Below are 24531 nucleotides of genomic sequence, written 5' to 3'. Positions count from 1 at the left end.
AGCACGAGTACGTCTACGTCTCCTCCTACTCGCCCTCCGAGCGCTTCCCCAACTGTCAGCCGCCGCACGACAAGATCTCGATCATCGAGGTGCCGGTCGACGACCCGGCCTCGGCCGAGCTCGTCGACGCCCCCGTGCTCTTCCCCGACGGCGGCAACACCGGCACTTCCGGCTGCCACGACATCACGGTCTACCCGACCAAGGACATCGCGGCCGGCGCGTGCATGGGCGACGGCATCCTGATGGACATCTCGGACCCGGCCGCCCCGGTCGTGACCGAGGTCGTCCGCGACACCAACTTCGCGTTCTGGCACTCGGCGACGTTCACCAACAACGGCGAGACGGTCACGTTCACCGACGAGCTCGGCGGCGGGGGCGCGGCCACCTGCAGCGAGGCCATCGGCCCCGAGCGGGGTGCGAACGCCATCTACGCCATCGGCGACGACGCGCTCGAATTCCAGGGCTACTACAAGATCGACCGCCACCAGACCGCCACCGAGAACTGCGTCGCCCACAACGGCTCGCTGATCCCGGTGCCCGGGCAGGACTTCTTCGTGCAGTCCTGGTACCAGGGCGGCGTCTCGGTCATCGACTTCAACGACCCGGAGAACCCGAGGGAGATCGGCCACTTCGACCGCGACCCGATCGACGACGACCGGCTCGTCCTGGGCGGCTCCTGGTCGGCGTACTACTACAACGGCTACGTCTACTCCTCCGACATCTCCCGCGGACTCGACGTGCTGAAGCTGGACGACCCGCGCCTGCGGGCCGCCGAGCGCGTGCGCATGGACGAGTTCAACCCGCAGTCCCAGCCCGAGTACAGGCCCGGCCGGGGCGAGGGGCGCTGACCCTCCCCCGGGTCCGGCAGCGCCGAGCGACCCTCCCGGTCCCCGGGAGGGTCCGGCGCACGGACGTCGGGGCCGCGGCGTGGCGCGCGCCGCGGCCCCGGGACAAGCCCCCGCCAACCCCCTAGCGCACAGGAGAACCCCCATGTCCGCACCACCCACCCCCGGTCGGCGCCTCGCACGCACGGCCGCCCTCTCCGCCGCCGCGGGGACGCTCCTCGTCGGCCTGCTGAGCCCGGCCTCCGCGTACGCGGACGAGGCGCCCGCCGACGAGATCAGCAGCAACGTCACCCATGTCGCCCACGTGCCCAAGCCCGACGCGGTGCGCAGCACCAACTCGGACCTGGCGTTCACGGGCGACTACGCCATCGGCGGCAACTACGACGGGTTCGTCGTCTACGACATCTCCGAGCCCGAGGACCCGCAGGTCGTGTCCGAGGTGCTCTGTCCCGGCGGGCAGGGCGACGTGTCGGTGAGCGGTGACCTGCTGTACTTCTCGGTCGACTACCCGCGCGCCGGTACGGAGTGCGGTGCGGCGTCGGTGCCCACGACCGACCCGGAGGGCTTCGAGGGCATCCGGATCTTCGACATCTCGGACAAGGCGAACCCGCAGTACGTGGCGGCCGTGGCGACCGACTGCGGCTCGCACACCAACACGCTGGTGCCCGGCAAGGACGGCGAGCACGAGTACATCTACGTCTCCTCCTACTCGCCCTCCGAGCGCTTCCCCAACTGTCAGCCGCCGCACGACAAGATCTCGATCATCGAGGTGCCGGTCGACGACCCGGCCTCGGCCGAGCTCGTCGACGCCCCTGTGCTCTTCCCCGAGGGCGGCAACACCGGGACCTCCGGCTGCCACGACATCACGGTCTTCCCGAGCAGGGACATCGCCGCGGGCGCGTGCATGGGCGACGGCATCCTGATGGACATCTCGGACCCGGCCGCCCCGGTCGTGACCGAGGTCGTGCAGGACACCAACTTCGCGTTCTGGCACTCGGCGACGTTCACCAACGACGGCAGGAACGTGGTCTTCACCGACGAGCTCGGCGGAGGCGGGGCCCCCACCTGCACCGAGGAGATCGGCCCGGAGCGCGGCGCCGACGCCGTCTACTCCCTCGACGGTGACGGAGCCGAAGCCGACCTGGCGTTCCAGAGCTACTTCAAGATCGACCGCCACCAGGGCGGGGAGGTCTGCGTCGCCCACAACGGCTCGCTGATCCCGGTGCCCGGGCAGGACTTCTTCGTGCAGTCCTGGTACACGGGCGGAGTCTCGGTCATCGACTTCAACGACGCGGCGAACCCCGAGGAGATCGGCTACTTCGACATCGACTCCCGTGTCGAGGACGGCGTCCAGGACAACGACAGCTGGTCCGCGTACTACTACAACGGCTACGTCTACTCCTCCGACATCGAGCGGGGCATCGACGTGCTGAAGCTGGACGACCCGCGCCTGCGGGCCGCCGAGCGCGTGCGCATGGACGAGTTCAACCCGCAGTCCCAGCCCGAGTACAGGCCCGGCCGGGGCTGACCGGTCCGGACGGGGAGGAGGCTCCCCGGGCGGGGGCGGTGCCCGGCACCGCCCCCGTTCCGCGTCCGGGTCCCCCGGACGCGTCAGCCGAACAGCCGGTCGGTGGGGGCGTCCACCGCCTCCAGGACGCGGCCGGTGAAGTACACCGTGCCCAGGGCCAGGACCCGGCGGCCGAGCGCCGCCAGGGCCGCCGCGGTCAGGTCCGCGGCGTCCATGCGGCCCCAGTGCGGGGGCAGGGCGTGCTCGAAGCGCAAGTGGGCCTCGGGCAGGCGCACGGCCGTCACGGGCAGGCCGCCCAGGACCTCCACGGCGCCGGAGACGTCCTTGTGGTCCGGCAGGCACAGCAGCACGTGGTCCACCCCGCCCCACAGGCCGCGCGCGTGGGCCAGGGCCGCCGCGACGCCGACGCGGTCGATGGCCGAGTCCACCACCACCTCCGCGTCCGGGGCCTCACCGCCGGGCGCCCTCCCCGCCGGGAGTGGCACAGTGTGCCGGGACAGCCGCCCCGGGAGGCGGACGGTCGCCAGAACGCCGTGCAGGGTCCTCCGGTCCGGTCCCGGGATCCCGAGGTGCTCCAGCATCCGCGCGGCGGCGGCCGTGCCCAGGACCCCGGAGGCCGCCGACAGGCCCGGCGGCCGCAGCGCGGGCGGCGGCTCCGTCCCCTCCGCCTCCGGATCGACGACCTCGGCCCCCACCCTCCCACCGGTCGCGTCGGCCAGCGCCGCGTCGATCTCGGCGGCCACCTCGGGGGTCTGCGGAAGACGCACCAGGGCCCGGGTCCGCTCCCCGGCGACCAGGGTCTTCTCCCGGGCGATCTCGACCACGTCGGCGCCGAGGACGCCCACGTGCTCGGCGAAGACCTTCCCGAGCGCGACGACCTCCGGGCCCGCCAGGCGCAGCTCGTCGCGGCGCCCGCCCATACCGGCCTCGAGGACGCACACGTCGGCGCCCGCCTCCCGCGCACGCAGGAGCCCGGCGACCAGGAACAGGCCGCTCGGCGCCAGGTAGCCCCCCGACTCCTCCACCGTCGGCAGGTCACGGCGCGCGGCGTCGATCCGCGCGCCCAGGGCGTCCAGGACCGCGTCGTCCACCGACGTCCCGTCCACCCGCACGCGTTCGCGGTAGGAGCGGAAGCTCGGCCCCGTCACCAGGACGGTGCGCAGGCCGGCCGCCGACAGGGCGGCCGCCGCCGTCGTCGCTGTACTGCCCTTGCCCTTGGAGCCGACGACCCCCAGCACGGGGGTGCGGTCGGCGTCCAGGCCGAGGGCGGCCAGGAGCGCCGAGGCGCGTCCCAGGCTGCGTGTCTGTCCGGGGCGGCGTTCCGCCCACTCGGTGAAGAAGGGGTCAAGGCTCGGCATCCCCCAAGTATGGTCTGTGCGACATCGGCCGCCGGACCCCTCACCCGGAGTCCGGGCCCAGGTGGGGGCGCGTACACTGGCGCGGGTGTACACCCCGACCACTGAGACACCGTGAGCGGCGTGAGCGCCGAGCAGCGCTACGCCGAGGTGACCGCCGAGATCCTCTCCCGCGCACCCGAGTCCGACATCGATCCCCGCCTGGACCGCGTCCGCACCCTGCTGGATCTGCTGGGTGACCCCCATCGCAACTTCCGGGTCATCCACGTCACGGGGACGAACGGCAAGACGTCCACCGCGCGCATGATCGACGCGCTCATGCGCGCCAGGGGCCTGCGCGTGGGCCGCTACACCAGCCCGCACCTGCGCACCGTGCGCGAGCGCATCGTCGTCGACGGGGAGCCCGTCTCCCAGGAGCGGTTCGTCGAGACCTACGACGACATCCGCCCCTACATCGACATGGCCGACGAGATGAACGACGCGCCCCTGTCGTTCTTCGAGATCCTCACCGTGATGGCCTACGCGGCCTTCGCGGACAGCCCCGTGGACGTCGCCGTGGTCGAGGTGGGCATGGGCGGCCGCTGGGACGCCACCAACGTCGTCGACGGCGACGTGGCCGTGGTGACCCCGATCGGCATCGACCACACCGACTACCTGCCCGACACCCTGCACGGCATCGCCGAGGAGAAGTCCGGCATCATCAAGCCCGGCTCCGTGGCGGTCCTGGCCCAGCAGCCGGTGTCCGCGGCGGAGGTCCTCCTCCGCAACGCCGCCGAGGTGGGGGCCCAGGTGGCCCGCGAGGGGCTGGAGTTCGGCGTCACCTCCCGCGAGGTGGCCGTCGGCGGCCAGCAGCTCGCCCTCAAGGGCCTCACCCGGGACTACGAGGACCTGTTCCTCCCCCTGTTCGGCGCCCACCAGGCGGGGAACGCGGCCGTGGCCGTCGCCGCCGTGGAGGCGTTCGCGTCCGCGGGGGAGGACGCCGGGGGGCTCGACCCGGCGATGGTCGCCGAGGCCCTGGCCGGAGTGGACTCCCCGGGGCGCATGGAGGTCGTGCGCACCAGCCCGACCGTCATCGCCGACGCGGCGCACAACCCCGCCGGGATGACCGCCACGGCGGCCGCGGTGGGGGAGGCCTTCAGCTTCTCCCGCCTGGTGGGCGTCGTCGCGATCATGGCCGACAAGGACGTCGAGGGGATCCTCGACCCCCTCGAACCACTGCTTGACGAGATCGTCGTCACCCGTAACTCCTCACCGCGTTCCCTCGGACCGGAGCAGTTGGGCGACCTCGCCCGACAGGTCTTCGGGGAAGACCGTGTGCACGTGGTTCCCCGACTCGACGACGCCATCGACCGGGCCGTCGGCCTGGCCGAGGAGGGCGGAGAGCTCGGCGGTACCGGTGTGCTGGTCACCGGGTCGGTCGTCACCGCGGGTGACACCGTCCACCTGCTGCGCGGTTCCGGCGAGTGACGGGCGGGGCGACACACTACGAAGGGAACCCGCTGTGCGCGTAGTCTGCGCCGTCGTCCTGCTGTTCGAGGCCATCGTGATCGGCCTCTTCATCCCCGTCGCCATCTCCCTGGAGGGGATGGAGCCGGCCACAGCCGCGAGCCTGTGGGGCGGCATGGCCGCCGTCGCCCTGGTGCTCTCCGGCCTCCAGAAGCGCACCTGGGCGCACTACGCCGCCTGGGCACTGCAGGCCGCGTTCCTGTTCACCTCCTTCCTGGTGTCCGGGGCGATGCTCATCGCGGTCGTTTTCGTGTCCCTGTGGGTGACCGGAGTGGTCATGGGCCGCCGCACCGACGAGATGAAGGCCGCGCACGCGGCCCGCGCCGAGGCCGAGGCGGCCGCCTCCGGGGACGGGGGCGGGGAGGGTTCGGCGACCACCGCGTCGCCGCGGCAAACGCGATAGTGTGACGCACGTCCGGACAGGCGGCCGGTCCCCTCGGGAGGGTTCTCCCCCTTCGCGGCCCCGCTTCCGTGACCCACCACCCGAACCTCCGCGTGCGGCCTACGCCGTGGGCGATCGCCCACGCGCCACGCGGAGTCCCAGTGAGGAGTTGACACGCACGTGGAGCGCACTCTCGTTCTCATCAAGCCGGACGGCGTCCGCCGCAGCATCGTCGGCGAGGTCATCTCGCGCATCGAGCGCAAGGGCCTGAAGCTCGCCGCGATGGAGCTGCGCACGCTCGACGCCGAGACCGCCCGGACGCACTACGAGGAGCACGCGGAGCGCCCGTTCTTCGGCTCCCTCGTGGAGTTCATCACCGGCGGTCCCCTGGTCGCCCTGGTGGTCGAGGGCGAGCGCGCCGTGGAGGCCTTCCGGGCCCTGGCCGGCGCCACCGACCCGGTGACCGCCGCGCCCGGCACCGTCCGCGGCGACTTCGCGCTGGAGGTCCAGCAGAACATCGTGCACGGTTCGGACTCCACCTACTCGGCGGAGCGCGAGATCAAGCTGTTCTTCCCCGACCTGTAGGGGCCGGGCGGCCGCGGACCCTACGGCATGGGGTCCGCGGCCCGGTAGTCGACTTCTCATGGTTCGTCCGGTGACGAGGCATCAATTCGGTGTGTTTGCGTAACGGAGTAAGTGCTGACCGTTACGATGCGGGGGACTGAATACCTATCGTGCCGGAACGACTACGTATGGTCGCCCCGTGCAACCACGTCCGACACGGCGCCTCTGAGGACGTTACATGCCGAACAACCTTGCTTTTCTCGGCCGGGACATGGCCGTCGACCTGGGAACCGCCAACACGCTCGTGTACGTGCGCGGACGCGGCATCGTTCTGAACGAACCATCGGTGGTCGCACTCAACACGTCCACGGGAAAGATCGTCGCGGTCGGCATCGAGGCCAAGCAGATGATCGGCCGAACGCCGAACAACATCACCGCCATCCGCCCCCTCAAGGACGGCGTCATCGCCGACTTCGAGATCACCGAGCGGATGCTGCGCTACTTCATCCAGAAGATCCACCGGCGACGCCACTTCGCGAAACCGCGCATCATCGTCGCGGTCCCCAGCGGCATCACCTCGGTCGAGCACCGCGCCGTCAAGGAGGCGGGCTACCAGGCGGGCGCCCGCAGGGTCTACATCATCGAGGAGCCCATGGCCGCCGCCATCGGCGCCGGGCTCCCCGTGCACGAGCCCACGGGCAACATGGTCGTGGACATCGGCGGCGGCACCACCGAGGTGGCCGTCATCTCCATGGGCGGCATCGTCACCTCGCAGTCCATCCGCGTCGGCGGGGACGAGCTGGACCAGGCGATCATGACCTTCGTCAAGAAGGAGTACTCCCTGATGATCGGGGAGCGCACCGCCGAGGAGCTCAAGATCGCCATCGGCTCCGCCTACCCGACCGGACCCGAGGAGCTCCACGCCGAGGTGCGCGGACGCGACCTCGTCAGCGGGCTCCCCAAGACCGTCGTGCTCTCCGAGGGCGACGTCCGCCAGGCCATCGAGGAACCCGTCACCGCCATCGTCGACGCGGTCCGCACCAGCCTCGACAAGTGCCCCCCGGAGCTGTCCGGCGACATCATGGACCGGGGCGTGGCCGTGACCGGGGGCGGAGCACTGCTGCGCGGCCTGGACGACCGGCTCCTGCACGAGACAGGCATGCCCATCCACGTCGCCGAGAACGCGCTCGACTCCGTCGCGGTCGGATCCGGCACCTGCGTCGAGAACTACGAGAGGCTGCACCAGGTCCTCGTCCCGGAACGGCGGCGATGACATGCTCCGCGACTCACCGAGGTCCCGGCTGGTCCTCGCCCTGCTGGTCGCGGCGGCCGTGGTCCTGCTCGTCCTGGACGCCCGGCCCGGCGCCGATCCCGTGACCTCCGTGGCCCGGGCGGGAGGCGAACTCGTGTTCGCCCCCGCCGCGGCCGGGGTCGGCTGGGCCGCCGCGCCCGCGGTCACCCTCTACGACGGCCTGCGCGAGGGGCCCCGGGCCGCCGCGCGCGTCGCCGAGCTGGAGGAGGCCAACGCCGCGCTGGAGGCCGAACTCCAGGCCGCCCGCATCGACCGCAACCGGTCCGACCAGCTCGACGACCTCCTGCACCTGTCCGGCCTCGGCGCCTACGAGGTGGTCCCCGCCCAGGCGGTCACCCGGTCCACCGCACGCGGTTACGCGCACACGGTCACCATCGACACCGGCACGGAGTCCGGTGTCCGCCCGGACATGACCGTCGTCAACGGCTCCGGCCTGGTGGGGCGCGTGGTCGAGGCCGGCCCCCGCACCGCAACCGTCATGCTCGCCACCGACGTCAAGTCGGCCGTCGGGGCCCGCCTGGAGTCCACCCGCAAGATCGGCGTGGTCAACGGCGGCTCCGTCCCGGGCGGACCCGAGGCCGACCTCACCCTGGAGCTGTTCGACATGGAGGCGCCGGTGGAGGCCGGCGACCGGATCGTGACGCTCGGATCCCACGAGGGCGCGCCCTTCGTCCCCGGAGTGCCCATCGGCACCGTCGACGAGGTGCAGGTCGCGCCGGGAGCGCTCAGCCGTATCGCCCGCCTCACCCCGGCCGTGGACTTCGCGTCCCTGGACGTGGTGGGCGTCGTCGTGGCGGGTCCCGACGACGACCCGCGGGACTCGGTGCTGCCGCCCAAGCCGAAGAAGCCCGAGAAGTCCGAGAAGCCCGAGGGAGAGCAGTGATGAGGTCCGCAGCGACCCTGGTCATGGTGGCCGCCGCCGTCCTCGCACAGGCCACGATCGTCAACCGGCTCCCGTTCGCGTGGGGTCCCGGCCCCGATCTGGTGGTCGCGGCCGTCGTCGCGGTCGCCCTGACCACCAGCCCGGCCGCCGCGGCCGCGTGCGGTTTCGGTGCGGGCCTGGCCATGGACCTGCTGCCGCCCGCCGAGCACGCCGTCGGCCGCTACGCCCTCGTGCTGTGCCTGGCCGCCTACCTCGTCGCCCTGCTGCGCCGCAACACCGGGGCCCCGGGCGCGGTGGGTTCGCGCACCTCCGGCTGGGCGGCCGTCGGCGCCACCGCCGCCACCGCGCTGGGCGTGGGGGCCGGATACGCGGCCGTCGGCCTCCTCATGGGCGACCAGCACATGACCCCGGCGGCCGTCGGGACCGGCGTCGGGGTGGGCGCGGCCCTCACGGTGCTCGTCGCACCGCTGGTCACCCTCCCCGTCCTGTGGGTGCGCGAGACACTCGCGGACAGCGAGTTCGCCACCGTCCAGGGCCCCATGGCCCCGGGAGGGTGGTGAGCCGTGCGCAAGCCGCCGTTCGACCCGACGCTCCCGGGGCCCAGGCTCGGCCGTGCCGGTCTGATCACCGCCCAGGTCCTGGTCCTGGTCCTGTTCGCCGTGCTGACCGCGCGCCTGTGGTACCTCCAGGTGCCCATGTCCGACCACTACCGCGACCTCGCGGTGGCCAACCACCACCAGCAGCTGATCGTCCCCGCGACGCGGGGACAGATCCTCGACGCCACCGGTAGGCCCCTGGTCAACAACCGGACCGAGCTGGTGGTCTCGGCCGACTACCACGAGCTCATGGGCATGGAGGACTCCGGCGAGAAGGTCTTGACCGACCTGTCCGAGGTCCTCGACGTCCCGGTGCGCGAGCTCCAGCAGCGCATGCGCCTGTGCGGACCCGAGGTGGAGCGCCCCTGCTGGCCGGGCTCGCCCTACCAGCCGGTCACGCTCGCCGAGGACGTGGAGCCCTCGATCGCCCTCCAGATCATGGAGAGCGCCGACGACTTCCCCGGTGTCACCGCCCAGGCGCACGCCGTCCGCGAGTACCCCTACGGCGCGCACGCCGGACAGATCCTCGGCTACCTGCAGCCCGTCACCCAGGAGGAACTGGACGCCCGGGAGGAGCTGCGGACGCAGTTCACCGGTATCGACCAGGTGGGACGCGACGGCCTGGAAGCGGTCTACGACGCCGAGCTGCGGGGGACCGCGGGCCTGCGGACACTGGGGGTGAACAACCACGGCGAGGTGATGGACGTGATCTCCGACCGCCTGCCCGTGGCCGGCTCGCACCTGGTCACCCACCTCGACGTCGGCGTGCAGAAGATCGCCGAGGAGGCTCTGAAGGAGGGGATGGAGGCCGCCCGGCCCAGGTACAGGGCGGACTCCGGCGCCGCGATCGTCATGGACGTGCGCAACGGCGGCATCGTCGCGATGGCCAGCCTCCCGACCTACGACCCGGGCGTCTGGCAGGGCGGCATCGACCAGGAGACCTTCGACGAGATGCTCAGCGAGGAGGCGGGCGAGCCCATGCTCTCCCGCGCCGTGCAGGGCCAGTACCCGCCGGGGTCCACGTTCAAGGTCTCGTCCCTGTCGGCCGCGGTGGAGAACGGCTTCTCGCTGCGCAGCACCTACGCCTGCCCCGGGTCGGTCAACATCGCCGGCCAGAACTACCAGAACTACGCGGGCGGCGGCCACGGGGCGCTGTCGCTGCACCAGGCCATCGTGGTCTCCTGCAACACCATCTTCTACAACTTCGGCTACCAGCTGTGGCTCAAGGACGGCGGGCTCAGGCCCGAGGGCGAGCCGACCGAGGCCATGGCCACCATGGCGCGGGGCTACGGCTTCGGGGCGCCGACCGGCATCGACCTGCCGTACGAGACCGGCGGCCGCATCCCCGACCGCGAGTGGAAGCGCACCTTCTGGGCGCAGACCCGGGAGAACAACTGCTACCGGGGCGAGCACGGCTACCCGGAGGTCGCCGAGACCAACCCGTCGCACGCCTCCTACCTCAAGCGCCTCGCCCACGAGCAGTGCGTGGAGGGCTTCGAGTGGCGTGCGGGAGAGGCGGTGAACTTCGCGATCGGCCAGGGCGACGTCCTGGTCAGCCCGTTGCAGCTGACCCGGGCCTACGCCGCCATCGCGAACGGGGGCACGCTGTACGAGCCCCGCGTGGCCAAGGCGCTGGTCGCCGCGGACGGCAGCTCCGTCGAGGAGATCGAACCGGTCGTGGCCGGGCGGGTCCCCGTCAAGGACGAGACGATCGAGTACCTCCAGAAGGCGCTCACCGAGGTCACCAAGTCCGGTACCGGCCGCGGAGCCTTCGCGGATTTCCCGCAGGACGACGTGTCCATCGCGGGCAAGACCGGCAGCGCCGACGCGCAGGAGCGCCAGGTGTCGTCCTGGTTCGCCTCCTACGCGCCGGCCGACGACCCGCAGTTCGCGGTGGTCGTCTTCGTCTCCCAGGGCGGAACGGGCGGTGAGACGTCCGCGCCCATCGCCCGCAAGATCTACGAGGGCATCTACGGGTTCTCCGGGAAGAAGGACAAGGACGACGACTCCGGCGGCGGCGAGCCCGCGCTCCCGGGCGGCAAGCCCTACTCGGAGCTGCCCGTGGTGCGTTCCGACGGTTCCATCGAAGTGTTGGATCGGTAGGCCATGAGCACACACACGGGCGCGCCGCTGTCGGGCCGCCGGACCGGCTTCGGCTCCGGCGCCGTCATGGCGGCCGGGGCGGCGCGCCGCCTGGACTGGGTCCTGATCGTCTCGGTGGCGGTGCTCTGCGCCATCGGCTCACTGCTGGTGTGGTCGGCGACCCTGCCCGGCGACGGCGGGGACCCGATGGACTCCACCGGCCACCTCCGCCGCCACCTGGCCCACCTGGCGGTGGCGTGGGTGGCGTGCCTGGTCGTCGCCTCGGTGGACTTCCGGACCGTGCGGGCGTACGCGCCCATCGTCTACGTGGCCACGGCGGTCGCCCTGGTCCTCGTGCTCACCCCGCTGGGTGCGGTGATCAACGGGTCGCGCGGGTGGATCGTGGTCGGGGCGTTCCAGTTCCAGCCGAGCGAGCTGGCCAAGGTCGGGCTCGTCCTGGTCCTGGCCACGCTCCTGGGCGAGCCGCGCGACGGCGAGAGCAGGCCGATGACCAGGGACGTCCTGTTCTGCCTGCTGGTCCTGGCGGTGCCGCTGGCCCTGGTGATGCTCCAGCCCGACCTGGGCACGACGCTGGTCCTCGGGGCGATCTTCCTGGGGATGCTCACGCTCTCGGGCGCGCCGTTCGTCTGGGTGGCCGGCATGCTCGCGTGCGGCGTCGCCGCGGTGTTCTGCGTGTTCTGGTTCGACCTCCTGGAGCCCTACCAGCTGGACCGCCTCGCCACCCTGGTGGACCCGTCCGCGGACCCGCAGGGCGCCGGGTACAACTCCAACCAGGCGCTCATCGCGGTGGGCTCGGGCGGGTTCAACGGGACCGGGCTGTTCCAGGGGGAGCAGACGCACGGCAGGTTCGTGCCGGAGCAGCACACCGACTTCATCTTCACGGTCGCCGGGGAGGAGCTGGGGTTCGCGGGGGCGGCCCTGGTCATCGCGCTGTTCGCCGTGGTCCTCTGGCGGATCCTGCGGATCGCCCTGGGATGCGACCAGCCCTACCCCCGCCTGCTGTGCGTGGGGGTGGCGGCGTGGTTCGGCTTCCAGACCTTCATCAACATCGGCATGGGGCTGGGGGTCATGCCCGTGACCGGCCTGCCGCTGCCGTTCGTGTCCTACGGCGGCACCGCGATCATGGCGAACATGCTGGGGCTGGGCCTGGTGCTGGGGATCAACTCCCGGGACCGGGGGTTCGAGTAGCGGTCGCGCGGCCCGCGACCGGGGCCCGGGGAGGGGCCGCCCTCCCCGGGCCCCGTCCGTCCCGGCCGGCGGCGGGCGGCGCACCCCGCGGGCGTCCCGGCGGGCCCCTCGGGGAACGCCGACCGGCCCTGTGGACGACCCGGGCCGGAGCCCTCCGGGCCGGTAGCCTGGGAACCTCCGGGCGGTCGCGCTCCAGCGGCTCCGCCGCCCGCTCCCGCCCCGGCGGGGGACAACACGCGTTCTGACACGATGTCCGCCGAACGAAGGCCCGCACCATGTCCGTCGAAAGCCTGTTTCCGCGCCTGGAACCCCTCCTGACCAAGGTGGGCAAGCCCATCCAGTACGTCGGGGGCGAACTCAACTCCGTGGTCAAGGAGTGGGACGGGGCCAGGGTCCGCTGGGCCCTCATGTATCCGGACGCCTACGAGGTGGGCGTGCCCAACCAGGGCGTGCAGATCCTGTACGAGGTCCTCAACGAGCGCGAGGGGGTGCTCGCCGAGCGCGCCTACGCGGTGTGGCCGGACCTGGAGGAGCTGATGCGCGAGCACGGCGTCCCGCACTTCACCGTGGACGCCCACCGGCCGCTGGCCGCCTTCGACGTGCTCGGGATCAGCTTCGCCAGCGAGATGGGCTACACCAACATGCTCACCGCGCTGGACCTGGCGGGGATCCCGCTGCGCTCCAGCGACCGCACCGACGACCACCCGATCGTGCTCGCCGGGGGGCACGCGGCGTTCAACCCCGAGCCGATCGCCGACTTCCTGGACGCGGTGGTCCTGGGCGACGGGGAGGAGATCAGCCTCGCCGTCACCGAGACCGTCCGCGCCTTCAAGGACGAGGGCCGGCCGGGCGGGCGCGACGGGCTGCTGCTGCGGCTGGCCGCGTCCGGCGGCGTGTACGTACCGCGCTTCTTCGACGTGGCCTACCACGGGGACGGGCGGATCGCCTCGTACACGCCCAACCGGCCAGGGGTCCCCGGCACGGTCCAGAAGCACACCGTGATGGACCTGGACGGGTGGCCCTACCCCAAGAGGCCGATCGTGCCCACGGCGGAGTCCGTGCACGAGCGGTACAGCGTGGAGATCTTCCGCGGCTGCACGCGGGGCTGCAGGTTCTGCCAGGCCGGGATGATCACGCGGCCGGTGCGCGAGCGCAGCCGGGAGACCGTCACGAGCATGGTCGAGGAGGGCGTGGCCGCGTCCGGGTTCCAGGAGGTGGGGCTCCTGTCGCTCTCCAGCGCCGACCACAGCGAGATCGGCGACATCGCCAAGGGGCTCGCGGACCGGTACGAGGGCACCAACACGGGCCTGTCCCTGCCCTCCACGAGGGTCGACGCGTTCAACATCGACCTCGCCAACGAGCTGACCCGCAACGGGCGCAGGTCGGGGCTGACCTTCGCGCCCGAGGGCGGCAGCGAGCGGATGCGCCGGGTGATCAACAAGATGGTCACCGAGGAGGACCTGATCCGGACCGTCACCGCCGCGTACGCGGCCGGGTGGCGGCAGGTGAAGCTGTACTTCATGTGCGGTCTGCCCACCGAGGAGGACGAGGACGTCCTCGCCATCGCCGACCTCGCGGCAGAGGTCATCCGGACCGGCCGGGAGGTGACCGGGCGCAAGGACATCCGGTGCACGGTCTCCATCGGCGGGTTCGTGCCCAAGCCCCAGACGCCCTTCCAGTGGGCCGCCCAGACGCCGCACGAGGTCGTGGACGCACGGCTGCGCAAGCTGCGCGACGCGCTGCGGGGCGACCGCAGGTACGGCAAGTCCATCGGTCTGCGCTACCACGAGGGCCGCCCGTCCGTGGTGGAGGGCCTGCTGTCCCGGGGCGACCGCCGGGTGGGCCGGGTCATCGAGGAGGTGTGGCGCTCCGGAGGCCGGTTCGACGGCTGGAGCGAGCACTTCTCGTACGAGCGCTGGGAGCGGGCGGCCGTAACCGGACTGTCCGGCCTCCCGGTGGACCTCGACTGGTTCACGACCCGCGAGCGCGACGAGGAGGAGGTCCTGCCCTGGGACCACCTGGACGCGGGCCTCGACCGGTCGTGGCTGTGGCAGGACTGGCAGGACTCCCTGCACGGAGAGGAGTCGCTGGAGGTCGACGACTGCCGGTGGACCCCCTGCTACGACTGCGGGGTCTGTCCGAGTATGGGCACTAATATCCAGATCAACGCGCCGGCCGAGGGGCGCCCCCTGCTCCCGCTGACCGTCGAGTAGCCGCGTGCTCCGCCGCCGGCCGGGAGGACCCGGCTAGAGTCGGGACGACTGTCCCGGTTGCCGTGGCGGCGCCGGGACGGGCATCCCGTTGGTCGACGGCCCGTGCGCGGGCCCTGGGGGCGACAGTGCGAGCCGACGCGAGACGCAACCGCGAGAAGGTCCTGCGCGCGGCCTTCGAGGCCTTCGCCTCCGAGGGGCTGTCCGTCACCGTCCACGAGATCGCCCGGCGCGCCGGCGTGGGGGCCGGAACCGTCAGCAGGCACTTCCCCACCAAGGAGTCCCTCTACGGGGCCATCGTGCTCAGCCGGATGGAGCGCCTCGTGGGCGCGGCGAGGGCCTTCGCGCAGGAGGAGGCGCCGGGCGACGCCCTCGCCTCCTTCTTCGCGTTCGTGGTCGACGAGGGGGCGCTCGACCACGGGCTCGGCGAGGCGCTTCGGGGCGGCGGGTTCGACGTCGCCGCCGCGGTCCGCGGCACCGGCCACGACGTGGTGGCGGCGCTCGGCGAACTCCTCGCCGCGGCGCAGGAGGCGGGGGAGGTCCGCGACGACGTGGACGCCGCCGACGTCAAGGCGCTGATGGAGGGGTGCATGACCAGGGAGCGAGGGGGGACCGACGAGGCCGCGCGGCGCCGCACCGTGGCCGTGGTGCTGGCGGGGCTGCGTCCGCCCGCCTGACCGCCGTACCGGGCACGCCCCCGGGAACGGGGGAACCCCTGCTCCGCCGGGGGACGGCGGAGAACAGGGGTGCTCATGGCGCGGGAGGGCGGGGTCGCTCACAGTGGCGTCAGGGCTACAGGAGTAGGATTCGCGCTCCGGGCGCTCTCTCGACCCTGTGGAGGGGAGTGGCCCGGGGAGAAGGTGTACGGCCCGGCGCCCCGCTCGCGCCGGGCCGTACGAGTAATAAGACTCGCGGGGTGCGCGGGGGGTTGCCATCTCCAGAAGATTTTCTTCGGATTTTTTTTCGGCGGCTCCGCGTTCAGGTGGTGAACACCGGTTCAGTGTCCGCTCCGAGACCTCGGGGACTTTTCGACCGCAGGTCAGTGGGGGAGATACCGGTATGCGTAGTCCTGCTGGCGCATGTGCACCACGGCGCACCGTACGCTGAGCAGGACGAGGAACAGCCCCTTCGAGGTCGCTCCGCCGACCACACCTGGGGGCATGAGGAAAGGAGTTGAGCTGCCCCCCGCACCCGAGGGCACCACCTCACCCTCCACCGCCAAGCCGGGACAGCGGCTTCGTGTCCGCTACGCCAAGCGCGGGCGCATGAGGTTCGCGAGTCACCGCGACATCGCCCGGGCGTTGGAACGGGCCCTGCGCAGGGCCTCCGTGCCCATGGCGTTCTCCGCCGGCTTCTCGCCTCACCCCAAGGTCTCCTACACGGGAGCGGCCCCCACCGGGGTCGCCAGCGAGGCGGAGTACCTTGAACTCGTCCTGGCCGAGGCACGCGAACCCGAACGGGTCCGAGCCGACATCGACGCCGCGATGCCCGAGGGCATCGACGTGGTCGAGGTCGTCGAGGCCCGGCATGCCGGGCTCGCGGATCGGCTCCAGGCCTCCGCTTGGCAGGTGGAGATGGACGGCGTCGACCCCGATGACGCCGCCAGGGCGGTGGCCGCCTACGCGGCCGCCGACAGTGTCGAGGTGGAGCGGATGACGAAGAAGGGTCGTCGCCGCTTCGACACACGACCGGCAGTGGTTCGTATCGACGTGTGCAGCGGATCCCACGGGCGCGTCCCAGGGGAACACGACACGGCATATGCCATACTTCGGATGGTTGTACGGCACACGACACCTGCTGTCCGACCAGACGACGTGCTGACCGGACTCCTCCGAGTGGCCGACCTCGCGCCGCCGTCATCACCCGTGATGACCCGGCTGGCGCAGGGGCCGCTGGACGAGGCGACAGGCGCGATCGCGGACCCGCTCACCGAGGACCGGCCCGAAGCTCTCACGAGCCCCGGACCCGCGAACGACAACGCGGACGAGCGGCGCGACGACGCACCACGGCCGTCAACGCCCATGGACGGGACCGCGCGGATGTGCGGCCCCGAAGCGGGGAACATGGGCGAAACCACAGGACTTCGCCCCGACGGCACCCCGGTGCCGTCGGCGGTGACACAGCGACGACAGTTCTCGTGAGCCGCGCCGGCGACCGAAAGGCCGCAGCGCGCCCGAGGACTTTGACGGGAGACCGCCCGGATGCTCGACAACGAGCCCAACGACGGTGCCGAGAGCACCGCGGGTACAACTGAAGCAAGCGCTCGCAAGGCGGCGCCCCCCGGTGGGGGAGGTGAGGTGCGTGTGACCACGCCGGCGCCGGTACGCGGCGTCCGCCGCGCGGCCGGACCGCCCCCGGAGCCGGACGACGTCTTCACCCCGCCCTCGATGCCCGTCACCTCGCTCGCCGGTTCCGGCGAGGGGGGCACGGTCAAGACGGCGGTGTCCACCACCGCCCGCAGGCGCACCGTGCGCGCCGCGGGCCGTCCCGACGAGGACCCGGCCCCGCGCCGCAGCCGCACCCGCGCCACCGCGGACACGGAGCCCGCGACCGCGCGGACCGCGGCCGAGGACTCCGCCGAGCGCGGCGACAAGGCCGCCGACACCCCTGACACCGCGGGGTCCGCCCGGACCCGCGGCCGGTCCCGTGCGCGCACGCGCGCGTCCGAGGCCGCCGAGACGCCCGAGGCGGTCCCCGCCCAGGAGGACGAGGAGACCGCCGAGCAGGGTGGCGGCAGCGTCTTCCAGGCGCCCGCCATGCTGTTCCAGCCGCCGGTGGCCAGTGCCTCCCCGGCGCCCGTCGCCGACCCCTCCGCGGAAGAGGACGACGAGGACGAGGACGACGAGGAGGCCGAGGACACGGCCGACCGGTCCTCCGACGCCGAGGAGACCGGCGACCCCTCCGACGACCGTCCGAGCCGCCGTCGCCGCCGCCGGGGCGGCCGCGGCCGCGGCCGGTCCCGCTCCGGCGACGAGGCCGAGGGCGAAACCCCCGAGCCCGCCGCGGAGAAGCCCGAGCGGCGCAGGAGCCGCGGGGCCGAGGTCGAGGCCGCCGACACCGCCGAGGACGACAACGACGTCGACGCCGAGTCCGACGAGGACACGGGGGAGGACGGCGAACGCGGCAGCAGCCGCCGTCGCCGCCGCCGTCGGCGCCGGTCCGGCGGGGGCTCGGGCGGCGAGACCACCGCCGACGACCCGCCCAACACCGTGGTCCGGGTGCGCGAGCCGCGCGCCGAGAAGCCGATCGAGGACGAGGTCCAGTCCGTCCGCGGCTCCACGCGGCTGGAGGCCAAGAAGCAGCGCCGCCGCGAGGGCCGCGAGCAGGGCCGCCGCCGCGCCCCGATCGTCACCGAGTCGGAGTTCCTGGCCCGCCGCGAGGCGGTCAAGCGCGACCTCGTCGTCCGCCGTACCGGCGACCGCACCCAGATCGCCGTCCTGGAGGACGACATCCTGGTCGAGCACTACGTCGACCGGGCTACCCACCGCTCCTACGTCGGCAACGTCTACCTGGGCCGCGTCCAGAACGTGCTGCCGTCCATGGAGGCCGCGTTCGTCGACATCGGCAAGGGCCGCAACGCCGTCCTGTACGCGGGCGAGGTCAACTGGGACTCGTTCGGCCTGGACGGCCAGCCCAAGCGCATCGAGTCGGTGCTCAAGTCCGGCCAGTCGGTCCTGGTGCAGGTCACCAAGGACCCGGTCGGCCACAAGGGCGCCCGCCTGACCAGCCAGATCAGCCTGCCCGGCCGCTACCTCGTGTACGTGCCCGGCGGTTCCATGACGGGCATCAGCCGCAAGCTCCCCGACAAGGAGCGCGCACGCCTCAAGCAGATCCTCAAGAAGGTCATGCCGTCCGGCGCCGGGGTGATCGTGCGCACCGCGGCCGAGGGGGCCAGCGAGGAGGAGCTGGAGCGCGACATCACGCGCCTGGCCAAGCAGTGGGACTCGATCAAGCGCAAGTCCAAGTCGGCCAACGCGCCGTCGCTGCTCAACAGCGAGCCGGACCTCACCGTCCGCGTCGTGCGCGACGTCTTCAACGAGGACTTCTCCAGCCTGGTCGTCTCCGGCGAGGAGGCCTGGACCACCGTCCACGAGTACGTGGACTACGTGGCGCCCAACCTCGCCGAACGGCTCTCGCACTGGTCCGAGGACCGCGACGTCTTCTCCGCCTACCGCATCGACGAGCAGATCAACAAGGCCCTCGAGCGCAAGGTCTGGCTGCCCAGCGGCGGTTCCCTGGTCATCGACCGGACCGAGGCCATGACCGTGGTCGACGTCAACACCGGCAAGTTCACCGGCCAGGGCGGCAACCTGGAGGAGACGGTCACCAAGAACAACCTGGAGGCGGCGGAGGAGATCGTCCGCCAGCTCCGGTTGCGCGACATCGGCGGCATCATCGTCATCGACTTCATCGACATGGTGCTGGAGTCCAACCGCGACCTGGTGCTGCGCCGCATGCTGGAGTGCCTGTCGCGCGACCGCACCAAGCACCAGGTGGCGGAGGTCACCTCGCTGGGCCTGGTGCAGATGACCCGCAAGCGGGTCGGCCAGGGCCTTCTGGAGGCGTTCTCGCACACGTGCGAGCACTGCAGCGGGCGCGGTCTGGTGCTGTCCGGCGACCTCCTGGAGAAGGGCGCCGGCGCGGGCGGCAACGGCGGCGGGCGCAAGAAGAAGAAGGGCAAGGGCGACACCGACCAGCCCGCGGAGAAGGCGGAGAAGGCGGAGAAGCCCTCCGACGAGGGCGAGGGCGACGACGCGGCCGGGCAGGCCGAGCCGGAGCAGGAGCCCGAGCGGACCGCCGACGCCCCCGAGGCCGAGGCCGACAAGCCCGAGCAGGCCGAGGAGCAGGAGCAGGCCGAGCCCGCCAAGAAGACCCGCAAGCGCGCCACCCGCTCCCGCAAGGCCGCGGACGCGGCGGACGCCGAGCAGGCGGACACCGGCACGGCGGCCCAGGCGGAGGACGGGGCGGACTCCGCGCCCGCCCCCGCCGCGGACGCCGAGCCCGAGAAGGCCCCGGCGAAGAGGACCCGCACCCGGCGCACCGGAACCAAGGCCGCCCGCGCGGCGGCCGACAAGGGTGAGGCCGCGGTGCAGGACGGCGGTGGGGCGGACGCCGCAGGCGACGCCGACACCGCCGTCGGCGAGACGCCCGCCCCGGCGGAGAACGGCGACGAGGAGGCCGCGGAGCGGCCCAAGCGGCGCCGTACCCGGCGGGCCAAGACGGCGGCGGCCCCGCCGTCCGCCGTGGACGCGGGCTGACCGAGGCGGTACATACCGGCCGTGGTCCGGACGGGGGAGACCCCGTCCGAACCACGGCACGTGTGCAGGCCTGTAGCGGGCCGATGGTAATCTGATGGACGGTGCGTCGGCGCGTTCCACCACAATCGCGCGCCCCGACACCGAAGTGCTCTCCACGCAGGGTTTGTTTCCCTCAGATCCCCGCGCCCCGCTACAGGCGATCAGTGGATCGTGGAACGAGGCTTCTCCCCAACCACATGGGGGCGATCCTCCCGGCTGGCCTGGGCACAGGTACAGCCGGACCCGGACCCCGGAACTCACGTCTCGGGGATGGTCCCGAGCATTATTCGTTGAGCGAGCAGGAAGAGAGTTACCCGGTGTACGCGATCGTGCGAGCGGGCGGCCGACAGGAGAAGGTGTCTGTCGATGACGTCCTGAACATCGACAAGGTCTCCGATGAGACCGGTGCCACCATCACGTGGCAGCCCATCCTGGTCGTTGACGACGGCAACGTCATCAGCGACGCGGACAAGCTGAGCGGCTACTCGGTCACCGCCGAGATCCTCGGCGAGACCAAGGGCCCCAAGATCAACATCCTGAAGTACAAGAACAAGACCGGTTACAAGAAGCGCCAGGGGCACCGCCAGAAGCACACCCAGGTGCGCGTCACCGGCATCGCGGCGAAGTAGGAGGCCTGGAGAAATGGCACATAAGAAGGGCGCTTCGTCCAGCCGTAACGGTCGTGACTCGAATGCCCAGCGCCTCGGCGTGAAGCGTTTCGGCGGTCAGTCCGTCTCGGCCGGCGAGATCCTCATCCGTCAGCGCGGCACCAAGTTCCACCCCGGCGCCAACGTCGGCCGCGGTGGCGACGACACGCTGTTCGCTCTGGTCGCCGGGCAGGTCAAGTTCGGCAACTTCCGCGGCCGCAAGGCCGTGAACATCGTCCCTGTCGCCGCCGAGTAGGTTCGCGCACGGACGTTGTGGTTTCGAGGCGGGCCAGGGAACACTGGCCCGCCTCTCGCGTTGTCACTGAGTGACACGCGTGTTCCACCAGGTCACCCGTACGGGGACCGACAAGCAACGGGGAGAGCTATGCCTGACTTCGTCGACGAGGCGGTCTTGCACGTCAAGGCCGGGAACGGCGGGCATGGCTGCGCCTCCGTGCACCGTGAGAAGTTCAAACCTCTGGGCGGCCCGGACGGCGGCAACGGCGGCCGGGGCGGCGACATCGTCCTGGAGGTCGACGCGCAGGCCGCCACCCTGCTGGACTACCAGCGCCGCCCGCACCGCAACGCCCAGAACGGCACGCCCGGCCAGGGCGGGCACCGGGCCGGGGCCAACGGGGACGACCTGGTCCTCACCGTCCCCGACGGCACGGTGGTCACCCGCGCGGACGGCGAGTTCATCGCCGACCTCGTGGGACACGGCACCCGCCTGGTCCTCGCCCAGGGGGGCCACGGCGGCCTGGGCAACGCCTCGCTGGCCTCCAAGAAGCGCAAGGCGCCCGGCTTCGCCCTCAAGGGCGAGGAGGGCGAGGCCTTCGACGTGCGCCTGGAGATGAAGACCATCGCCGACGTCGGCCTGGTGGGCTTCCCCAGCGCCGGCAAGTCGTCGCTGATCGCCGCCATGTCGGCGGCCCGGCCCAAGATCGCCGACTACCCCTTCACCACGCTCGTCCCCAACCTGGGAGTGGTGGAGGCGGGCACGACCCAGTACGTGATCGCCGACGTGCCCGGGCTCATCCCCGGGGCGAGCGACGGCAAGGGCCTGGGCCTGGAGTTCCTGCGCCACATCGAGCGGTGCTCGACCCTCCTGCACGTCCTGGACTGCGCCACCTACGAGCCGGGCCGCGACCCCGTGAGCGACCTCGACGCCCTGGAGGCGGAGCTGTCCGCCTACGGCGAGCGCGCCGGGGTGGACCTGTCCGACCGGCCGCGCATCGTCGCCCTGAACAAGGTCGACGTGCCCGAGGCCCGCGAGCTCGCCGAGCTCGTCACCCCGATGCTCGTCGAGCGCGGGTACAAGGTGATGGAGGTCTCCGCCGCCTCCCGTGAGGGCCTGCGCGAGCTGTCCTTCGCCCTGGGCGAGCAGGTCGCGGCCGCACGCGGGGCCGCCCCCGCCGCCGAGCCCACCCGGATCGTGATCCGTCCCAAGATGATCGGGGACACCCCCTTCGAGGTGGTGCCGCTGGGCAACAACGCCTTCCAGGTGCGCGGGGACAAGCCCGCCCGTTGGGTGGCCCAGACGGACTTCAGCAACGACGAGGCGGTCGGCTACCTGGCCGAGCGGCTCAACCGCCTCGGCATCGAGGAGCAGCTGGCCAAGGCCGGGGCCACCGAGGGCGCCGAGGTGCACATCGGCACCGAGGAGGACTCCGTGGTCTTCGACTGGGACCCGTCCATGGACGCCGAGGTCGTCCCGTCCGGCCCGCGCGGAAGCGACGCCCGGCTGGGCTGACCCGCGCGGGGACCGACGGCCCGGCCGAACAGGAACGTGCGCGGCGCCCTACCCGGGCGCCGCGCCCTGGATGGAAAGCCCCACACGGTGTACAGCGCAGAACTCGAGAAGTCCGACCGGGCGGAAACCGCAGGACGGGCGGCGGTGGCCTCGGCCCGCAGGGTCGTGGTGAAGGTGGGGTCGTCGTCCTTGACGACCCCCGAGGGCCGGATCGACTCCGGGCGCATCCGCGACCTGGTCGAGGTGCTGGCGGCCCGCCGGACCCTCGGCCAGGAGGTGATCCTGGTCTCCTCCGGCGCGGTCGCCGCCGGGATGACCCCGCTCGGCATGGCCCGCCGGCCCCGCGACCTCGCCTCCCAGCAGGCCGCGGCGAGCGTCGGCCAGGGGCTGCTGCTCGCCGCGTACACGGCCGAGCTGGCCGGACACGGGCTCAACGCCGCCCAGGTCCTGCTCACGGTCGAGGACATGATGCGCAGGGTCCAGCACCGCAACGCGCAGCGCACGCTGCGCCGCCTGCTGGACATCGGAGCGGTCCCCATCGTCAACGAGAACGACACGGTGGCCACCCACGAACTGCGGTTCGGCGACAACGACCGGCTCGCGGCCCTGGTCGCGCACCTGATGCGCGCCGACGCGCTGGTCCTGCTGTCGGACGTGGACGCCCTCTACGACGGGAACCCGTCCGACCCGGGGGCGTCCGTGGTCAGCCTGGTGCGCGGGCCCGAGGACCTGGACGGCATCGACATCGGCAGCTCCGGCAGGCGCGGCGTGGGCACGGGGGGGATGGTCACCAAGGTCGCCTCCGCGCGGATCGCCACGGAGGCCGGCGTGCACACGATGCTGACCTCCGCGGCCAACGCGCGGGCAGCCCTGGCGGGCGACAGGGTCGGCACCCTGTTCGCCGCGGGGGGCGGGCGCCGTCCCTCGGCCCGCCAGCTGTGGCTGGCGCACGCGACCGCCGGACGGGGCAGCCTGGTGCTGGATCCGGGCGCGGTCGCGGCGGTCGTACGGGAGAAGGCGTCGCTGCTCCCGGCCGGTGTGGTGCGGGTGAGGGGGGAGTTCAGCGCTGGGGACCCCGTCGACCTGTGCGACGAGCAGGGCACCGTGGTCGCGCGCGGGCTGGTCAACTACGACGCGGCCGAGGTGCCCGACCTGATGGGCAGGTCCACGCGCTGGCTCGCCCGTGAGCTGGGGCCCTCCTACGAGCGGGAGCTCGTGCACCGGGACGACCTCGTCGTCCTCTAGGGAGTGCGGCGGAAGGGTCGGGCCGGGAGGGCCCTCCCGCGCCGTCCGCACGTTCTGTGAGACCCCTGTGGCAAGGTCGGGGGACATCCCCGAGGAGAGAAGCGAAGACATCCATGCCTAGCCTGGTGGCGAGAATGCTCGCGGTGGCGTTCCGGGTGGCGCGCAAGCGCCCGATGGAGACCGTGGAGGGCGCACGGGAGCGCATCGAGGAGGCCAAGGACGACCCCGAGCCGCCGCACTGGGTCGCCAAGCGGCACGAGATCACCCTGCGCGAGGTGGGGGGGTTCCGGAGTTACACCGTCCTGCCCCGTGAGCGGGAGGACGAACCGGACAAGGCCGTCCTGTACCTGCACGGGGGCTCGTACATCAGCGAGATCTCCCCGTGGCACTGGGTGCTGATCTCCCGCATGGCCGACACGGGGTGCCGGGTCGAGGTGCCCGTCTACGGGTTGGCGCCGGAGCACACCTACCGCGAGGCCTTCGGGTTCCTCCACGCGGTCTACCGCGAACTCCTGGAGCACGCAGACCCGGGGCGGACCGTCTTCGCGGGCGATTCGGCGGGCGCCGGGCTGGCACTGGCCCTCGCCCAGACGCTGCCCGGGGAGGACCTGCCCCGGCCCGCCCGGCTGATCCTCGTCTCACCGTGGGCGGACCTCACCATGTCCAACCCCGACATCGCCGAGGTGGAGGGGAGGGACCCGTGGCTCAGCCCGGTCGGCCTCAGGGAGGCCGCCAAGGCGTGGGCGGGCGGCGACGACCTCTCCGTGCCCAGGCTCAGCCCCATCAACGGGCGGCTGGCCGGGCTTCCCCCCATCGACCTCTACATCGGCACCCGCGACGTGTTCCTGCCCGACACCCGCCGCCTGCGCGACCTCGTCACCGAGGCGGGCGGTGAGGTGGAGCTGCACGAGGAGGCGGGCGCCTTCCACGTGTATCCACTGGTCCCGGTGCCCGAGGGCAGCCGGGCGCGTGCGGCGATCATCGGTACCGTCCAGGACCTGTGAGACCGTCCGCGGGCGCGGACACCCGGGGCCGCCACCCCGCGCGGACGCCGCGGAGCAGGCCGTGCCGGAGGGCTCGGGCGGGGTGGAGCCGCCCCCCGCGCGCGGACGCCGCCCCC

General features: G+C 72.4%; 20 protein-coding genes and 1 pseudogene. 19 read left to right on the top strand and 2 right to left on the bottom strand.

Annotation, left to right across the window (positions count from 1 at the left end):
* Nucleotides 1–848, top strand: a pseudogene (locus tag ABZ234_RS28625) (hypothetical protein); the annotation flags it as partial.
* A gap of 142 nt (nt 849–990) precedes the next feature.
* Nucleotides 991–2373, top strand: coding sequence for a hypothetical protein (locus tag ABZ234_RS28620; protein WP_355014087.1), 1383 nt, complete (start codon nt 991–993; stop codon nt 2371–2373).
* 83 nt (nt 2374–2456) lie between these two features.
* Here ABZ234_RS28620 and ABZ234_RS28615 read toward each other — a convergent pair whose 3' ends face one another.
* Nucleotides 2457–3731, bottom strand: a complete 1275-nt coding sequence (locus tag ABZ234_RS28615; protein WP_267948596.1) for a hypothetical protein — start codon at nt 3729–3731, stop codon at nt 2457–2459.
* A 111-nt stretch (nt 3732–3842) separates the two neighbouring features.
* Between ABZ234_RS28615 and ABZ234_RS28610 the strand changes: the two genes are divergently transcribed.
* From ABZ234_RS28610 to ABZ234_RS28565, 10 genes are all read left to right on the top strand, one after another.
* Entirely contained in the window at nt 3843–5195 is a 1353-nt protein-coding gene (locus ABZ234_RS28610) for a folylpolyglutamate synthase/dihydrofolate synthase family protein (protein ID WP_355014086.1), read from the top strand.
* Nucleotides 5196–5229: 34 nt separating this feature from the next.
* Complete coding sequence (locus ABZ234_RS28605) at nt 5230–5637, top strand: DUF4233 domain-containing protein (protein WP_267948598.1); 408 nt, start codon at nt 5230–5232, stop codon at nt 5635–5637.
* A gap of 159 nt (nt 5638–5796) precedes the next feature.
* Nucleotides 5797–6201 (top strand): nucleoside-diphosphate kinase, encoded by a 405-nt coding sequence (gene ndk / locus ABZ234_RS28600; RefSeq protein ID WP_267948599.1) that lies wholly within the window; start codon nt 5797–5799, stop codon nt 6199–6201.
* A 217-nt stretch (nt 6202–6418) separates the two neighbouring features.
* The gene (locus tag ABZ234_RS28595) at nt 6419–7453 is read left to right on the top strand and encodes a rod shape-determining protein (protein ID WP_267948600.1); all 1035 of its coding nucleotides are present in this window, start codon (nt 6419–6421) and stop codon (nt 7451–7453) included.
* 1 nt (nt 7454) lies between these two features.
* Entirely contained in the window at nt 7455–8375 is a 921-nt protein-coding gene (gene mreC / locus ABZ234_RS28590; protein WP_267948601.1) for a rod shape-determining protein MreC, read from the top strand.
* Nucleotides 8375–8935 carry a rod shape-determining protein MreD gene (gene mreD / locus ABZ234_RS28585; RefSeq protein WP_267948602.1) on the top strand — a complete coding sequence of 187 codons (561 nt, stop codon included), beginning with the start codon at nt 8375–8377 and terminating at the stop codon, nt 8933–8935. Before mreC ends, mreD begins: the two co-directional genes overlap by 1 nt.
* A gap of 3 nt (nt 8936–8938) precedes the next feature.
* Entirely contained in the window at nt 8939–11074 is a 2136-nt protein-coding gene (gene mrdA, locus ABZ234_RS28580) for a penicillin-binding protein 2 (RefSeq protein WP_355014085.1), read from the top strand.
* 66 nt (nt 11075–11140) lie between these two features.
* Nucleotides 11141–12262 (top strand): rod shape-determining protein RodA, encoded by a 1122-nt coding sequence (gene rodA, locus ABZ234_RS28575; RefSeq protein ID WP_267950278.1) that lies wholly within the window; start codon nt 11141–11143, stop codon nt 12260–12262.
* A 275-nt stretch (nt 12263–12537) separates the two neighbouring features.
* Nucleotides 12538–14475, top strand: a complete 1938-nt coding sequence (locus tag ABZ234_RS28570) for a TIGR03960 family B12-binding radical SAM protein (protein WP_355014084.1) — start codon at nt 12538–12540, stop codon at nt 14473–14475.
* Between the two features lie 125 nt (nt 14476–14600).
* Nucleotides 14601–15149 (top strand): TetR/AcrR family transcriptional regulator, encoded by a 549-nt coding sequence (locus tag ABZ234_RS28565; RefSeq protein WP_267948605.1) that lies wholly within the window; start codon nt 14601–14603, stop codon nt 15147–15149.
* A gap of 362 nt (nt 15150–15511) precedes the next feature.
* On the opposite strand, the gene ABZ234_RS28560 is transcribed toward ABZ234_RS28565, so the two are convergent.
* Nucleotides 15512–15634 carry a hypothetical protein gene (locus tag ABZ234_RS28560; RefSeq protein WP_344183056.1) on the bottom strand — a complete coding sequence of 41 codons (123 nt, stop codon included), beginning with the start codon at nt 15632–15634 and terminating at the stop codon, nt 15512–15514.
* A 103-nt stretch (nt 15635–15737) separates the two neighbouring features.
* On the opposite strand from ABZ234_RS28560, the gene ABZ234_RS28555 reads away from it, so the two are divergent.
* The 7 genes from ABZ234_RS28555 to ABZ234_RS28525 all read left to right on the top strand — a co-directional run bounded on the left by ABZ234_RS28555 (nt 15738) and on the right by ABZ234_RS28525 (nt 24415).
* Nucleotides 15738–16613 (top strand): TIGR03936 family radical SAM-associated protein, encoded by an 876-nt coding sequence (locus tag ABZ234_RS28555; protein WP_267950279.1) that lies wholly within the window; start codon nt 15738–15740, stop codon nt 16611–16613.
* Between the two features lie 60 nt (nt 16614–16673).
* The gene (locus ABZ234_RS28550) at nt 16674–19730 is read left to right on the top strand and encodes an Rne/Rng family ribonuclease (RefSeq protein ID WP_355014083.1); all 3057 of its coding nucleotides are present in this window, start codon (nt 16674–16676) and stop codon (nt 19728–19730) included.
* 356 nt (nt 19731–20086) lie between these two features.
* Nucleotides 20087–20398 carry a 50S ribosomal protein L21 gene (gene rplU / locus ABZ234_RS28545; RefSeq protein WP_267950280.1) on the top strand — a complete coding sequence of 104 codons (312 nt, stop codon included), beginning with the start codon at nt 20087–20089 and terminating at the stop codon, nt 20396–20398.
* 13 nt (nt 20399–20411) lie between these two features.
* Entirely contained in the window at nt 20412–20672 is a 261-nt protein-coding gene (rpmA, locus tag ABZ234_RS28540; RefSeq protein WP_150253013.1) for a 50S ribosomal protein L27, read from the top strand.
* Between the two features lie 129 nt (nt 20673–20801).
* Nucleotides 20802–22166, top strand: a complete 1365-nt coding sequence (gene obgE, locus ABZ234_RS28535) for a GTPase ObgE (protein WP_267948607.1) — start codon at nt 20802–20804, stop codon at nt 22164–22166.
* Between the two features lie 87 nt (nt 22167–22253).
* Nucleotides 22254–23411: a glutamate 5-kinase gene (gene proB / locus ABZ234_RS28530; RefSeq protein ID WP_355014082.1), complete on the top strand. Its 1158-nt coding sequence runs from the start codon at nt 22254–22256 to the stop codon at nt 23409–23411.
* 113 nt (nt 23412–23524) lie between these two features.
* Complete coding sequence (locus ABZ234_RS28525; protein WP_267948609.1) at nt 23525–24415, top strand: alpha/beta hydrolase; 891 nt, start codon at nt 23525–23527, stop codon at nt 24413–24415.
* Nucleotides 24416–24531: the final 116 nt, after the last annotated feature.

The sequence above is a fragment of the Nocardiopsis sp. NPDC006198 genome, from assembly GCF_040613895.1.
Lineage (GTDB): Bacteria > Actinomycetota > Actinomycetes > Streptosporangiales > Streptosporangiaceae > Nocardiopsis > Nocardiopsis tropica.
Note: the sequence above shows the minus strand (reverse complement) of the source record. Positions and strands in the feature narration are given on the sequence as shown.